Raw genomic sequence first — 13,930 nt, forward strand, 5'->3', positions numbered from 1 at the left:
GAGGGAGTGCTGTAGCATCGAACAACTTACAATAGGCGGATCTGCGTCGCGCCAATCGTCGTCGTATGATGAAGACCGGGCAGAAGAGCTGTAGCGGGCTAGTGAGGCCCTATCTGCGCAAAAAAGACTCGCCGCTGTACCTGCCGCTTGGCCATACATCGCCTTGATGCGTGGCATTCCCCTTGCGCGCTTGGCCGCCGCCTCACACAGCCAAACTGCCCTGCTCCGCCTCCTCGGCGTTGGGGTCGCCCGGTGCCGTTGCCCAGGCCAATTCGACGAGCGTCACGACCCGCCGGCCGAGACCGTCAAGCTGGCAGACGATGAGGCCCTGCTCCTCGATGTAGGTCAGCAGGCGCCGGGCGCGGCGCAGCGAGTGCGAGCCATAGGCGCGGGCGATCGCTGCGTCGCTAGGGCAGGGCCAGCCCTCCTTCGCCGCGCGGGCGATCATCATGAACACACCTTGCATATCCTCGGGCAGAAGCGAGGCGCGGACCGAGACATCCTGCCAGGCGTCATCCCCAGCCGTATCGGAACCGAGGCCGGCGCGGGCGCGCGTCAGCATGCGGCGGAAGGCGGGCAGGTCCGGCACGACCGAGGCGAGGCCCTCGATCCGGCAGCGGACCACGAACTCCTGATAGAGCACGCCGATGACACGGAACCCCGCATCGGGCTGCGCCAGCACGGCGCGCAGAACCCGGTCGACGCGCTCACGCCGCTCGGCCAGGTCTTCGGCGCTGATTGGCGGCTCCACCGGTTCGGGGCGGATTTCCAGCGCCGCCGACTTCGCCGCCATCAGCTGATCGAGCAGGTCCGGCGACGACCGGCGCTGCGGCCGGACAGTTTCCGGTGGCGGCGCTGCCAGGATGATGGCGCGGGCATCCTCCAACGCCGACTCCGGCAGCGGCATCAGGCGCGGGGTTCCATTGCGCGGACTTGTATCCGTCGGGCCGATGCGCAAGCCGAGCGGACGGCGCGACAGCGCCGGGCCCAGCGCCATGAACTGCCCGCGCTCCAGGTCGCGAAAAGCCTCCGCCTGGCGCCGCTCCATGCCGAGAAGGTCGGCGGCGCGGGCCATGTCGATATCGAGGAAAGTTCGGCCCATGAGGAAATTGGAAGCCTCGGCGGCGACGTTCTTGGCGAGCTTGGCCAGTCGCTGGGTGGCGATGATGCCGGCCAGCCCGCGTTTGCGGCCACGGCACATCAGGTTGGTCATGGCGCCGAGCGAGAGTTTGCGCGCCTCGTCCGAAACCTCGCCCGCCACTGCCGGCGCGAACAGCTGCGCCTCGTCCACCACCACCAGCATCGGGTACCAGTGGTCGCGGGCGACCTCGAAAAGCCCGCCGAGGAAGGCGGCGGCGCGCCGCATCTGGTTCTCGGCGTCGAGCCCCTCGAGATTGAGCACCGTGGAGACGCGATGGATGCGCGCCCGCTCGCCGGCGCTCTGCAAGCCGCGCTCGGTATGCTCCTCGGCATTGATCACCAGATGGCCGAAACGGTCGCCCAGCGACACGAAGTCACCTTCGGGATCGATGATGGTCTGCTGCACCCAGGGGGCACTCTGCTCCAGGAGCCGGCGCAGCAGATGGGATTTGCCGGAGCCCGAATTGCCCTGCACCAAAAGGCGGGTCGCCAGCAGCTCCTCAAGATCCAGTGCCGCCGGGGCACCTGCGGTCGTGTGGCCCATCTCGATCGCAACGGTCATGTCTCGACTCTCCTTGAGGAGAGGGCTTATCAACCGGATACCGGCCCGTCGAGCGCGCATGGCCGACGGCTCGGTGTTGCGCACAAGCTGACGCTCGCGCGGCGTCAGTTCGCTGACGTAAGCATCACGGACGCAAGAGGCTGCCGCCTGATCAGGATGATTGCCGAGAAAGCCAGTATGCCGAGCATGCCGACCGCAGCGGTCAACCAGAGCGATGGTTGGACGCCCATGCCTGCCATCGCCATGGCAAGGGCAAATGGCGCAAGCGCTGACGAGAACTGCCGCGCCGCCGTCACCCAGCCGAGCCGGGCGCCGTAGCGCTCCCGTCCGAACAATTCCAGGGGCAGCGTGCCGCCGACGATGCTGGCGAGGCCCGAGCCCAATCCAAACAGGATGACGAAGGCGATGGCGCCGGCCACCGATGGTGTCGTCGCCAGCAGGGCGACAAGGCCGAGCGGCAGCAGTGTCGCGCCGATCACCGCGAGCCAGGCCTGTGCCAGCAAGCCGCCGAACAGCATGTTGATCAACCGGCTCGCCACCTGGGACGGCCCGAAAAGCGTGGTTACGACAAGCCCGGCGGAGCCAAGCCCGAGCGCCGTCGTCAGCGGGACCATGTGAACGAGGATCGAGGACAGCACAAAACCCTCGACCGCGAAGCCGCCAAGCATAAGCAGAAACACTCTGCTGCGGTCGCGCGCGGTGAAGGCAACCGGCGCGCCGACCGACCCGATCGCCGCAGGTGTCGCCGAAGCGTTTTTGTCCGCCCGACGCGACAGCCGCGCCAGCCAGGCATGGATGGGCAGGCAGACGGCGACATTGACGGCGGCAAAGACCAGGTAGACCTCGCGCCAGGTTAGGTATTCGTGAAGTGCAGCCGTCAACGGCCAGAACAAGGTGGACGCGAAGCCGGCGATCAGCGTCAGATGGGTGATGCTGCGCTGCGCCTTGGCGCCGCCGATCTGGACGATCGCGACGAAAGCGGCGCTGTAGAGCACGAACGCGGATGCCAGCTCCATCGCCATCAGGGCGAGCACGAAGGTCACCCGACCGGGTGCTAGCGCGCAAGCGACAAGTGCTGCCGCGGCGGCAGCCGAACCAAAGGTCATCACGCGGCCGGCGCCGAAACGATCGGCCCAGCGCCCGGCTGTGGGTGCAAAAAGGCCACCCGCCAGCAGCGACGCCGACAGGGCGCCGAAAACCAATTGTTCCGGCCAGGCGAGCTCAAGCGCGATGGACGGCACCAGGATGCTAAAACTGTAATAGAGCGTGCCGTAGCCGATGATCTGCGTCAGCCCCAACGCCCAGAGTGCGGCAGCCGGGATTTTCCGGTCGCTCATTGAGCGGCGATCTCGAGATCGCCGCTGCGCACTGCTGCGATCGCTTGCGTGCCGCCGCAGCCGCATCCCGACTTGCCGCTCGCCTTCGCCTTGGCGTCGTCGACACAGCAGGCAACGACAGCAGCCGGCGCGGGTCCGCCGCAGCAACCCTGAAATGATGTGCCTGAAAGTGACGCCGGCACAGTGCAGACGCCGGTCTCGGGCAACACCAACTGCACGGCATCGGCGGCAGCCGTGTCGCCGGCGAGCGCCGCGGCGACCGAGCGGACCTGTTCATAGCCGGTCAGCAGCAGGAACGTCGGGGCCCGGCCATAGCTTTTGACGCCGACCGTGTAGAAATCGGGCTCGGGGTGGCTGAGCTCGCGGTGACCATGCGGCGGAACATCGCCGCATGAATGTTCGTTGGGATCGATGAGCGGTCCGAGCGCCTTGACGCCTTCGAGCCATGGATCGAGGTCCAGCCGAAGCTCCCGGGTCAAGGCGAGATCGGGGCGCTGCCCCGTCGCGGCGATGATCCTGTCGACGGGGCCGAGCGTGCGCAATCCGTCCTTTGTCTGCCCTTCGACCATCAGCTGGCCGTCGACCTTGCGAATGGCAACCGTGGCGAAGCCGGTCACCAGACTGACGCGGCCGCTCTCGGCGAGATGCCGGACATCGGAACCAAGCTCGCCCCGCGCCGGCAGGGCATCGGCATCGCCGCCGCCGTAGATGCGGGCAAGATCGGTGCTGCGCGTCACCCATAGTGCCGAGGTGCCCGGTTCGGTTTGCGCGAGCTCCGCCAATTCCAGCAAGGCGTTGGCAGCGGAATGGCCGGAACCGGCCACCAATGTCGTGCGGCCTGCATAGAGATGTCGGTCCCGGCCCAAGACATCCGGTATGCCGTAGGCGATGCGGTTTCCAAATTCCCTCTCGCCTTCGGCCGGCAAGCCGCCCGCGCCGAGCGGGTTCGGCGTCTGCCAGGTGCCGGACGCATCGATGACGGCACGGGCACTGTCCCGGCGCGTGCCTTCGGCGGTTTCGACCAGAAGCATGAACGGCCGCGTCTCCCGCGCCTTGCTAAGCACCTTGTCGGCTCCCCAGCGGGAAATGGCGACAACACGGGCGTTGGTCTCGATCGACGGCGCCAGTTCGGAAAGCTTTGCGAGCGGCGCGAGGTACTGGGATACGATTTCATCCGCCGTGGGGAACGCCTCGGACTCCGGCATTTGCCAGCCGTGGCTCTCGAGAAGTTTTCGGGCGACCGCATCGACACAATAGCGCCACGGCGTGAAAACCCGCACATGGCCCCAGTCCAGAAGGTTCGACCCAACCGCGGAACCTGCCTCGTAGACCTTGACTGGGAGGCCGCGGCTGACAAGTTGGGCGGCAGCCGCCATCCCGACCGGCCCACCACCGATGATGGCGACCGGGAGATCGTTTTCAGAAACCATGGTACACCTTCTATGTTTCTAGGATTATTGAAGTACTAGTCAAAAAAAGAGTTACGCAGCCGCAGCCGGGCCGCATGCGGCATCGGCACAACATTCGTCGGCAAGAAAGCCGAGGAGATCGTTCATGACAGGATAATTGGCACGGCAGATCAGCGTCGTTGCCTGGCGTTCCTGGGTGACCAGGCCGGTCAGTATAAGCCGGTGGAGATGATGCGACAGAGTCGACGCGGCGATGCCGAGGGCTTCCTGCAGGTAACCGACCGGTCGCCCGGTTTCGCCTGCCCTCACCAGCGTGCGATATAGGTTGAGCCGCGTCGGATTGCCGAGCGCCTCAAGCTGTTTTGCTGCTTGTTCGAGTTTCATGGAAATAAGGTAGCGCCAAGACAACGCCGCGTCAATACTAATTCGAATGTTTTCGAATTAACAAGACGCACCCGCCTCAAATCGACCGCTGATTGACCCGCTTGGCGACCTCTTCGGCGCTTTCGACGCGCTCGGAATAACGGTCCGTGAGATAGGCGGACCGATCGCGCAGGAGCAACGTGAACTTCATCAGCTCCTCCATCACGTCGACGATCCTGTTATAGTACGGCGACGGCTTCATGCGGCCGGCCTCGTCGAACTCGTTGAAAGCCTTGGCTACCGACGACTGATTGGGGATGGTGACCATCCGCATCCAGCGGCCGAGAAGACGAAGCTGGTTGACGGCGTTGAAACTCTGCGAGCCGCCCGACACCTGCATCACCGCGAGCGTGCGGCCTTGTGTCGTCCTGACGCCGCCGGCCGAGAGCGGCAGCCAATCGATCTGCGCCTTCATGACTCCCGTCATCGAGCCATGCCGCTCGGGCGAGCACCAGACCTGCGCTTCCGACCAGATCGACAGGTCTCGCAGCTCCTGGACTTTGGCGTGGTCGGCCGACGTCGAATCCGGCAGCGGCAGGCCGGATGGATTGTAGATGCGCACCTCGGCGCCCAGGCGGCGCAAAATGCGGGCGGCCTCCTCCGTCGCAAGCCGCGAATAGGACCGCTCGCGCAACGAGCCGTAGAGCATCAGCACGCGAGGTTTTTGGATCGACCGCGGCACGTCGAGCAGCGCCTGCAGGTCGATCGGGCGGAGCAGGTCTTCGTCGACGTTCGGCAAGGAGTCTTCAGGCATTTGGTCAGGCAACGCGCTTGCCCTGCGCGTCGATGACGACTTCGCCGTCTTCCTTGGTGAACGGCCCGATCTCAGGATTGGGCAGGATGTCGAGAACCGCTTCGGACGGCCGCGCAAGCATGGCGCCGAGCGGTGTGACGACGATCGGCCGGTTGATCAGGATCGGATGCGCCAGCATGAAATCGACGATCTCGTCGTCGGTCCATTTGGGGTCGCCGAGGTTGAGCTCGGCGTACGGCGTGCCCTTCTCGCGCAGCAATTCGCGCGGTGTCATCCCCATCGCCTTGATCAGCTCGACCAGCCGTTCGCGCGACGGCGGGTTTTTCAGATACTCGATCACCTCAGGCTCTTCGCCGGACTGCCGGATGATCGCCAGCGTGTTGCGCGAGGTGCCGCAGTCGGGATTGTGGTAGATGGTGATGGTCATTTCGCGGCTCTCATCTGTCTGATTGGCTTGGGCTCAGCGAGCAGCCATCCTGCCAAGGCCATGGCAAGCAGCGCGCCCAAAAGTTCGGCAACGATGAACCCCGGCAGGTCGATCGGCCGGATGCCCGCGAAGGTGTTGGAAACCGCCCGCGCGATGGCGACTGCCGGATTGGCAAACGAGGTCGAGGCCGTGAACCAATAGGCCGCGGTGATGTAGAGGCCGACCAGCCATGGGATGGCATCCGAACGGAAGCGAAGGCCGGCCAGAATGGTGAAGACCAGGCCGAAGGCAGCCACCAACTCCGCAATCCATTGTCCGTTTCCGGTCCGCACGGTTTGCGAGATCTGGAGAATCGGCAGTTCGAACATGGCGTGCGCCAGCAACGTTCCGGCGACGCCGCCGACAATCTGGGCGATGACGTAGGCCAAAGCCGCGGTTGCATCGATTTCGCGCCTGAGGGCAAAAACCAGCGTCACCGCCGGATTGAAATGCGCCCCGGAAATCGGTCCGAGTATGGTGATCAGCACCACCAAAATCGCTCCAGTCGGCAGCGTGTTGCCGAGCAAGGAGAGACCCACGTCATCCGTCAGACGATCGGCCATGATGCCGGACCCGACGACCGTCGCGACGAGCATTGCCGTGCCGAGCGCTTCCGCGACGATGCGACGGGGGATGTCTGCCGCCATAATGTTAGCCGGCCTTCGGTAGATCGCGGCCGATTTCATCGAGCCGTTTCTGCAGGGCGAGCTTGTCGATCGTGTTCATCGGCAGGCTGACGAAGATCGAGATCCGGTTGTTGAGCATGCGATAGGCTTCGGCAAACGCCAGATGCTTTTCGGCGTCCGTGCCATCCACGGCGGCCGGGTCGGGCACACCCCAATGCGCCGTCATCGGCTGTCCCGGCCAGACCGGGCAGGATTCATTGGCCGCGTTGTCGCAGACGGTGAAAACGAAATTCATTTCGGGGGCGCCAGAAGCCGCGAATTCCTGCCAGTCCTTCGAACGGGCGAAGGACGTGTCGTGGTTGAGGGTTTTCAACAGCTGGAGCGCGTAGGGATGGACTTCTCCCTTCGGGTGCGATCCGGCCGAATAAGCCCTGAACTTGCCGGCGCCGACACGGTTCAGGATCGCTTCGGCGAGGATCGACCGCGCCGAATTGCCGGTGCACAAGAACAGAACATTGTATGGCTCGCTCATGGCGTAGTTCTCCCTTTTAACATTTACAAGTCACCGCCTGAATGACTGGCTGGCAGAGTTCTGGCGCGCCGTTGCAGCAATCCTCCATGAGATAGGCAAGCAGATCGCGAAAACCGGTCATGTCGGCGACGTAGCGGATCGTCCGGCCGTCACGCTCGGCGCGGACCAGGCCGGCATGGTCGAGAACCTTCAGATGCGCCGACATGGTGTTCTGCACCGTACCCAGGCGCGAGGCGATCTCGCCGGCAGGAACACCATCTGCGCCCGCCCGCACCAGCAGGCGAAACACCTCGAGCCTGGTGCCCTGGCCAAGCGCTGCCAATGCGAGAAGAGCGGTGTTCTTATCCATGTATCCTAGAATCCGGAATTATGGATGCATACAGCAGACATATGACAGACAGATGACATAGGCAAGCGGCTCATCATCTTCACCCCGCAAATGTTCAGCGCGCGGAAATATGGCGCACCTTCTTCACTGCGTCACAGGCTTCGAAGCCAGGCGCGGGCCGGTCTTGACGTCGACGATCTCAGGTTTCGCGATGTCGATCGTGCCATCCCAACCACCGCCGAGCGCCTTGTTGAGGGCGATGTAGTCGGTCGCAATCGCCACGCGGCTTTGCAGGAGATCGTCCTCGGCCGAATAGAGCGACCGCTCCGCGTCGAGGACATCGAGAAGACTTGTCTCTCCGGACTTGTAGAGCGCGCGCTCGAGACGCGCGGCGTCCGCGTAGGACTTCGCGGAAGAGGCAAGCTTGGTGTTTCTGACGCGCTCTTGCGCGAGCGAAACGATCGCGTTTTCCACCTCCTCGAGCGCCGTCAGCACGGACGATCTGTAGGCGATGAAATATTGGTCGCGCTGGGCTCTCGCCACCTCGACGGCAGCCTTCAACTGTCCCGCATTGAAAACCGGCACGCTGAGCGTCGGCCCGAAGGACCAGCCGATCGAGGAACTTTTGCCGAGATCGCCGAGCTTGAGCGCGGATGTGTCGATGTCTCCCGTGAGACTGACGCTGGGATAACGGGCTGCTTCAGCCTGGCCGATCCTGGCGGTGTACTGGGCATATTGTCGCTCCGCCATGCGCACATCGGGCCGGGCGAGCAGAATGTTTGCGGGAATCCCGGTTGGAATGGGCAGACGCGGCGTTGGTATCGGCGCACTGCGCTTGAGCCGGTCGGTCAGCGCGGCCGGCGGACGGCCCGTGAGCACGGAAAGCCGATGCATCGCTTCTGCATAGCTTGCTTCCAGGGTCGGAACATCGGCTTCCGTGCTGCTTGCCTGTCCCTTGGCCTTCGCCACATCCGCCGCCGTTGACATGCCGGCTTGCGCCATGGCGCGGGTGAGCGCTGCGGTTTGCATTTGCGAGGCGGCTGCGCGTCGGGCGAGGCCGATACGCGCCTGGTAGCCGCACGCCTCGGCATAATAGGATGCAACATCGCCGATCAGGGTGAGAAGCGTCGAACGAAGCTCTTCCTCGGAAGCATCCAGCCCGTAGCGGGCGGCCTCGACGTTCCTGCGATTGGCCCCGAACAGGTCGAGTTCCCAACTGGCATCGAAGCCGGTCTGGTACTGGCTGTAGGGATCGCTATCGGTTCCGGCTGACGTGGTCGCGGCCGTCTTGTTGCGCGTGGCGGAAGCGGAGCCGTCAGCGGACGGGAACAATGTTCCGGCGGTCTGGCGATAGCTTGCGCGCGCCTCGCGAATCCGGGCCTTCGCGGTGGCGACGTCGAGATTGCCCGCAACCGCCTCGTCGATAAGCGCGTTCAACTGGGGATCACGCAGGCGTTGCCACCATTTCGACAGTCGCGATGGCTTGGTCGGTCTGGACGGCTTCTGGTCACTCCACATGGCCGGCATCGCCAGAACTGGTTTCTGATAGTCCGGGCCAACGGCGCATCCCGCAAGCGCTGTCGCGGTCAGCGTCAGGACAGCAATTCGCATCCCTGCCGGCGCTCTCGCGGACGCTCCTGCCGTCGAGCCGACTTGGCCTTCATTTTTCATACGTCTACCCTCAATTCCGATTGACTGTTGTTTGCCGCCCGGCATCCGCCGGCGCGGCTCACCAGCGTTTTCGTAAGCTCGATGGTGAGGCGGCGAAGGACGGCGGCGGGCTTCCGTGACCGGCGTGCCGATCACACCTTTTCGGTGCGAGCGCCCGGCAGATCATCTGCTTCGTCCGCGCCGGATCGTTCCACCAGCAGCTTGCGCAGATGGCGGCTAGCCAAGCGCTGGATGTCGTCCATGAAGGTGTAGACCACCGGCACGTAGACCAGGCCGAGCACGGTCGAGGACAGCAGCCCGCCGATGACGGCGATGGCCATCGGTGCCCGCGTCTCGGCATCGGCGCCAATGCCGAGCGCGATCGGCAGCATGCCGGCGCCCATGGCGATTGATGTCATGACGATCGGACGCGCCCGCTTGCGGGCGGCGTCGATCAGCGCCTCGAAGCGGCTCATGCCGCGTTCCCGTTCGGCGATCAGCGCATACTCGACCAGCAGAATCGAGTTCTTCGCCGCGATCCCCATCAGCATCAACAGGCCGATCAGCGTCGAAAGCCCAAGCGCCTTGCCGGTGATCAGCATGAAGCCGAGCGCACCGCCGACCGAGAGCGGCAGCGCGACCAGGATCGTCACCGGTTGTACGAAGCTGCGGAACAGAAGCACCAGCGTCAGGTACATCAGCAGGATGCCGGCGGCGATCGCCGTAGCAAAGCCGCTGAACAGCTCCTGCATGCGGGCGGCGTCGCCGCGCGCCAGTTCACGCCCGCCCGCGGGCAGGTTCTGCATTGCCGGCAGGGCGCGGATGGCCGTGGTCGCCTCGCCGAGCGTGATGCCGGAAAGATCCGCCTCCACGGTGGCGCTGCGGCTGCGATCCACCCGCGCAATGCTGTTGGGCCCGGCGTTGAAGCTGATGTCGGCGATCGCGGCAAGCGGCACGGTGCCCTTGGTGCCGGTCAGCGGCAGGATGGCGAGCTTCGAAGGCTCATCGATGGCTCCGTCGGGCAAGGTCACGACGATCGACACCTGGCGATCGCCGAGATTGAATTTCGGCAGGCTGGTGTCGGTATCGCCGACAGTGGCGATCTTCACCGTCTCGGCGATCTCGGTCGGGGTGATACCGAGCTCGGCCGCCTTTGCGCTGTCGGGGCGCACGATCAGCTCGGGCTTCGTCGTTGCAGCCGTCGATGTCGGATTGCTGAGGCCGGGAACCGACTTCATCTGGTCGATCAGCGCATCGCTGGTCTTCTGCAGCGCATCGCCATTGTCGCCGACCAGCGTGATCGACACCTTGGCGCCCGAAAAGCCGTCTGCGCCGAACTGGATGCGCGCACCAGGAATGTCGTTGAGCTTCGGTGAGGCCTCGGCCTCGAATTCCTGCTGGCTGACAGTCCGCTCGTCGCGCGGCTTCAGATTGACGGTAACATTGGCACTGCGCACTTCGGCCGATGTCGATCCGCGGTTCGGCCCGCCCCCCGACTCGGCCGCCGTGCCGATCGTGGCGAAGATGCTGTCGACCGCCGGTTCGCCCTCCAGGCGCTTGGTGATGTTCTGCACCACGGCCGTCGTCTGCTCGATCGTCGAGCCGGGCTGCAACTCGACCGAGATCATCGAGCGGCCGCGATCCGTCGCCGCCATGAATTCGGTCGGCAGCTGCGTCGCCAGCGCCACCGAGCCGGCGAAGAAGGCGATGCCGGCAACAAGCGTGATCCCACGATGGTCGAGCGCCTTGCGCAGCAGCCACAGATAGGTCGGCACCCAGCCCGGCGTGTCCTCTTCGCTATGGCCGCCGGCGCGCACCAGATAGGCGCCCATCAGCGGGGTCAGCATGCGCGCCACCAGCAGCGAGAACAGCACCGACACGCACACCGCGACGGCGAAGCTGACGAAGAATTTTCCCGGAATGCCGGGCATGAAGGCCACCGGCTGGAAGACGGCGACGATCGTGGCGGTGGTCGCCACCACCGCAAGGCCGATTTCGTCGGCGGCCTCGATCGCCGCCTGATAGGCGCTGCTGCCGGTCTGGCGCATATGGCGCACGATGTTCTCGATCTCGACGATGGCGTCGTCGACAAGGATGCCCACCACCAGGGACAAGGCCAGCAAGGTGATGTTGTTGAGCGAGGCGTCGAACGCCGCCATCACCGCGAAGGTGGGAATCAGTGACAGCGGCATGGCGACCGCCGACACCAGCGTCGCCCGAATGTCGCGCAGGAACAGCCAGACGACGCCGATGGCGAGCAGCGCACCAAGCCACAGCGCCTCGAACGCGGCATCGTAGCTTTCCTGCACGAAGCCGGAAGACGAGGTGACCTCTGTAAATTTGGCGGCATCTGTCTTGGCGCCCATCTCGGCGATCGCGGCGCGCGCGGCCTTGACCACGTCGATCTCGCTCGAACCGACCGACCGGTAGATGTTGAAGGCAACGACCTCTCTGCCGTCGAGATAGGCCGCCTGCCGCGGCTTTTCCCAGCTGTCGATCACCTTGCCGAGATCGGACAGCTTGACGTCGCCGGCGCCCGAAAGCGCGATGCGTGTATCGGCCAGCGCCTCGACCGTCGAGGCACTGGCCAGCGTGCGGACCGACTGCTCCTGGCTGCCGATCGTCGTGCGGCCGCCCGGCTGGTTGACGTTAATGGAAGCGAGCGCCTGGCTGACATCGCCGGCACTGATGCCGAGGGCGGCAAGGCGGTCGGGATCGAGCTCGACACGGATGACCCGGTCGACGCCGCCCGAACGGGTGATTTTGGACACGCCGTCGACACCGAGCATCGCCTTGGCGACGTCGTTGTCGATGTACCAGCTCAGCGCGTCGGGCGACATGGCCGGCGCCTCGACCACATAGGTCAGCACCGAATTGCCTGATGCATTGACCTTCGTCACGACGGGCGCGGTGGCAGCGGCCGGTAGGCTGGACTGCACGCTGGAAACCGCGTTGCGCACATCGTTGGTGGCCGTCTCGGGATCCGTGTCGAGCGTGAACTCGACGGTGGTGACCGAGGAGCCTTCGCTGATCGAGGTCGAGACGTCGTCGACGCCGTCCAGGCTCGCCACGGCATTTTCGATGACCTGCGCGACCTGCACTTCCATCTCGCTGGGTGCAGCACCCGCCTGCGTCACCGTGACGGTGACGGTCGGCAGGTCGATATCCGGCATGTTGTTGGTTCTGAGCTGCATGAAGCCGTAGAGGCCGGCGATCGTCAGCGACAGGAACAAGACGATGGTCGGAACCGGATTGCGGATCGACCATGAGGAAATTGCGTTCATCGTACCGTCTCCGTGCTCGATACGGCGTGGTCGGCATCGCTCGCCGCGACGCGAACGAGATTGCCGTCATTAAGCAGGCCGGCGCCGGAGACGACGACGCTGTCGCCTTCGGCCAGCCCGGAGACGATGGTGACGCGGCCGTCCTTGCGGCTGCCGGTCTCGACCGTGCGGGCCGCAACCTTGCCGTCTTGACCGACGACGAAGACGCCCGGTTTGCCCTCACGCCATGTCAGCGCGCTTTCCGCGACGTTCAGGACTTGCGCCGCAGACGTGGCGATCGAGACGCGGGCGAACATGCCGGGCCTGAGCCCGGAATTGTCCTGCGGCGCGACATAGACGGTGCCCAGCCTTGTGGTGCCGTCGACCTTCTCGGCCATCGAGCTGACCTTACCGGAAAATGCCCTGCCGGAGGCGTCGGTAATGGTCGCCGCCTGCCCGGTCGTGATCGCGGCCAGGTGCTTCTCGGGTACCTGGACGGCGACCTCGACCTTGCCGTCGCGCACGATCCTCATCAGCTCCGTGCCGGACTGAACGATGGAACCGGCAACCGCCGGCCTGGTGGAGATCGTGCCGTCGAAGGGAGCGTGGATCTCGGTCCGTGCGATTTGCGCGGCGATGTTGTCGGCGGCCGCCTCAGCCTGGGCGAGTTGCGCCTGGCTGGTCTTGACCGTGGTTGCTCTTTCCTCGGCTGTCTCGGCGCTGATCGCGTTGCTGGTGATGAGCTTCTTGGCACGGGCCGAGGCCGTCTCGGCCGCCTCCAGTGTGGCACGCGCCTGCTCGACGGCTGCCTTCTGCTCGGCGAGCTCGGCTCTCAGAACGGTATCTTCGAGACGCGCGATCACATCGCCCTTACTGACGTGGTCGCCCTCGGCAACGACAACCTCGGTCAGTTGCAGGCCGCTCGTCTGCGAGCCGATCGTGGCTTCCTGCCATGCCTGAGCCGTGCCGGTAGCGGTGATCACTGAGGCGATTTCATCCTTGCGCACCTTTTCGACCGAAACTGTCAGCGAGGCAGCCTGTACGATGACAGGTGTCGTGTCCGCGGTCGCATCGGCCCCGCTCGCATCGACAGTGCCGCGCCCATAGGCCTTGAGCATGGCGGCAATCGCGATGGCGAGAATGACGGCGAAAAGCAGCAGGTATTTCTTGCGCGACAATCTAGCGGCCATCGGTCTTCTCGCCGTTCGTTGAACTGGTTTTCTCGAAGTGGGGAACGCCGGGCGAAAGGCGCCAAGTGCCGAAGACAAGCCTGGTCGCGCCGGTGAAGGCCTGCAGCGACCGGAATGTCGCCCCCAAACCGCTTCGATGCTGCTCTGGCGCAACTGCCATCAGCAGCCGCAGCGTCACGAACATTTCCCACATGGAAGTTCTCTCTCATTAGCCCAAGGCCGGTTTCATCAATCCAGGGCCGGCCGGCCC

Annotated in this window: 13 protein-coding genes; all 13 read right to left on the reverse strand. The window is 64.9% G+C overall.

Annotated features, from left to right (window positions below; translation table 11 throughout):
* Positions 1 to 202: 202 nt before the first annotated feature.
* Positions 203 to 1,702 carry a helicase HerA domain-containing protein gene (locus CIT26_RS27790; protein WP_095495511.1) on the reverse strand — a complete coding sequence of 500 codons (1,500 nt, stop codon included), beginning with the start codon at positions 1,700 to 1,702 and terminating at the stop codon, positions 203 to 205.
* 104 nt (positions 1,703 to 1,806) lie between these two features.
* Positions 1,807 to 3,039: an arsenite efflux MFS transporter ArsK gene (gene arsK, locus CIT26_RS27795; RefSeq protein ID WP_095495512.1), complete on the reverse strand. Its 1,233-nt coding sequence runs from the start codon at positions 3,037 to 3,039 to the stop codon at positions 1,807 to 1,809.
* Positions 3,036 to 4,469 (reverse strand): FAD-dependent oxidoreductase, encoded by a 1,434-nt coding sequence (locus tag CIT26_RS27800; RefSeq protein ID WP_095495513.1) that lies wholly within the window; start codon positions 4,467 to 4,469, stop codon positions 3,036 to 3,038. Before CIT26_RS27800 ends, arsK begins: the two co-directional genes overlap by 4 nt.
* Before the next feature lie 51 nt (positions 4,470 to 4,520).
* Entirely contained in the window at positions 4,521 to 4,832 is a 312-nt protein-coding gene (locus tag CIT26_RS27805) for an ArsR/SmtB family transcription factor (protein ID WP_095495514.1), read from the reverse strand.
* Positions 4,833 to 4,908: 76 nt separating this feature from the next.
* Positions 4,909 to 5,625: an arsenical resistance protein ArsH gene (arsH, locus tag CIT26_RS27810; protein WP_095495515.1), complete on the reverse strand. Its 717-nt coding sequence runs from the start codon at positions 5,623 to 5,625 to the stop codon at positions 4,909 to 4,911.
* Positions 5,626 to 5,629: 4 nt separating this feature from the next.
* Positions 5,630 to 6,052: an arsenate reductase (glutaredoxin) gene (arsC, locus tag CIT26_RS27815; RefSeq protein ID WP_095495516.1), complete on the reverse strand. Its 423-nt coding sequence runs from the start codon at positions 6,050 to 6,052 to the stop codon at positions 5,630 to 5,632.
* Positions 6,049 to 6,738 (reverse strand): aquaporin, encoded by a 690-nt coding sequence (locus tag CIT26_RS27820; protein ID WP_095495782.1) that lies wholly within the window; start codon positions 6,736 to 6,738, stop codon positions 6,049 to 6,051. The genes arsC and CIT26_RS27820 overlap by 4 nt, the downstream gene beginning before the upstream one ends.
* A gap of 4 nt (positions 6,739 to 6,742) precedes the next feature.
* A complete protein-coding gene (locus CIT26_RS27825; RefSeq protein WP_095495517.1) occupies positions 6,743 to 7,249 on the reverse strand; it encodes an arsenate reductase ArsC in 507 nt (168 codons plus the stop codon).
* Between the two features lie 16 nt (positions 7,250 to 7,265).
* Positions 7,266 to 7,598, reverse strand: a complete 333-nt coding sequence (locus CIT26_RS27830) for an ArsR/SmtB family transcription factor (RefSeq protein ID WP_095495518.1) — start codon at positions 7,596 to 7,598, stop codon at positions 7,266 to 7,268.
* 123 nt (positions 7,599 to 7,721) lie between these two features.
* Positions 7,722 to 9,188, reverse strand: a complete 1,467-nt coding sequence (locus CIT26_RS27835; RefSeq protein ID WP_095495783.1) for an efflux transporter outer membrane subunit — start codon at positions 9,186 to 9,188, stop codon at positions 7,722 to 7,724.
* Positions 9,189 to 9,379: 191 nt separating this feature from the next.
* Positions 9,380 to 12,511, reverse strand: coding sequence for an efflux RND transporter permease subunit (locus tag CIT26_RS27840; protein ID WP_095495519.1), 3,132 nt, complete (start codon positions 12,509 to 12,511; stop codon positions 9,380 to 9,382).
* Entirely contained in the window at positions 12,508 to 13,680 is a 1,173-nt protein-coding gene (locus CIT26_RS27845; protein ID WP_095495520.1) for an efflux RND transporter periplasmic adaptor subunit, read from the reverse strand. Before CIT26_RS27845 ends, CIT26_RS27840 begins: the two co-directional genes overlap by 4 nt.
* Positions 13,670 to 13,858 carry a hypothetical protein gene (locus CIT26_RS27850; RefSeq protein ID WP_143747929.1) on the reverse strand — a complete coding sequence of 63 codons (189 nt, stop codon included), beginning with the start codon at positions 13,856 to 13,858 and terminating at the stop codon, positions 13,670 to 13,672. Before CIT26_RS27850 ends, CIT26_RS27845 begins: the two co-directional genes overlap by 11 nt.
* Between the last annotated feature and the right edge of the window lie 72 nt (positions 13,859 to 13,930).

The organism is Mesorhizobium temperatum, assembly GCF_002284575.1.
Taxonomy (GTDB): Bacteria; Pseudomonadota; Alphaproteobacteria; order Rhizobiales; family Rhizobiaceae; genus Mesorhizobium; species Mesorhizobium temperatum.

Coding starts and splice junctions, on each gene's coding strand:
- CIT26_RS27790 (WP_095495511.1), bottom strand. CDS start 1,702: ATGACCGTTGCGATCGAGATGGGCCACACGACCGCAGGTGCCCCGGCG.
- arsK (WP_095495512.1), bottom strand. CDS start 3,039: ATGAGCGACCGGAAAATCCCGGCTGCCGCACTCTGGGCGTTGGGGCTG.
- CIT26_RS27800 (WP_095495513.1), bottom strand. CDS start 4,469: ATGGTTTCTGAAAACGATCTCCCGGTCGCCATCATCGGTGGTGGGCCG.
- CIT26_RS27805 (WP_095495514.1), bottom strand. CDS start 4,832: ATGAAACTCGAACAAGCAGCAAAACAGCTTGAGGCGCTCGGCAATCCG.
- arsH (WP_095495515.1), bottom strand. CDS start 5,625: ATGCCTGAAGACTCCTTGCCGAACGTCGACGAAGACCTGCTCCGCCCG.
- arsC (WP_095495516.1), bottom strand. CDS start 6,052: ATGACCATCACCATCTACCACAATCCCGACTGCGGCACCTCGCGCAAC.
- CIT26_RS27820 (WP_095495782.1), bottom strand. CDS start 6,738: ATGGCGGCAGACATCCCCCGTCGCATCGTCGCGGAAGCGCTCGGCACG.
- CIT26_RS27825 (WP_095495517.1), bottom strand. CDS start 7,249: ATGAGCGAGCCATACAATGTTCTGTTCTTGTGCACCGGCAATTCGGCG.
- CIT26_RS27830 (WP_095495518.1), bottom strand. CDS start 7,598: ATGGATAAGAACACCGCTCTTCTCGCATTGGCAGCGCTTGGCCAGGGC.
- CIT26_RS27835 (WP_095495783.1), bottom strand. CDS start 9,188: ATGCGAATTGCTGTCCTGACGCTGACCGCGACAGCGCTTGCGGGATGC.
- CIT26_RS27840 (WP_095495519.1), bottom strand. CDS start 12,511: ATGAACGCAATTTCCTCATGGTCGATCCGCAATCCGGTTCCGACCATC.
- CIT26_RS27845 (WP_095495520.1), bottom strand. CDS start 13,680: ATGGCCGCTAGATTGTCGCGCAAGAAATACCTGCTGCTTTTCGCCGTC.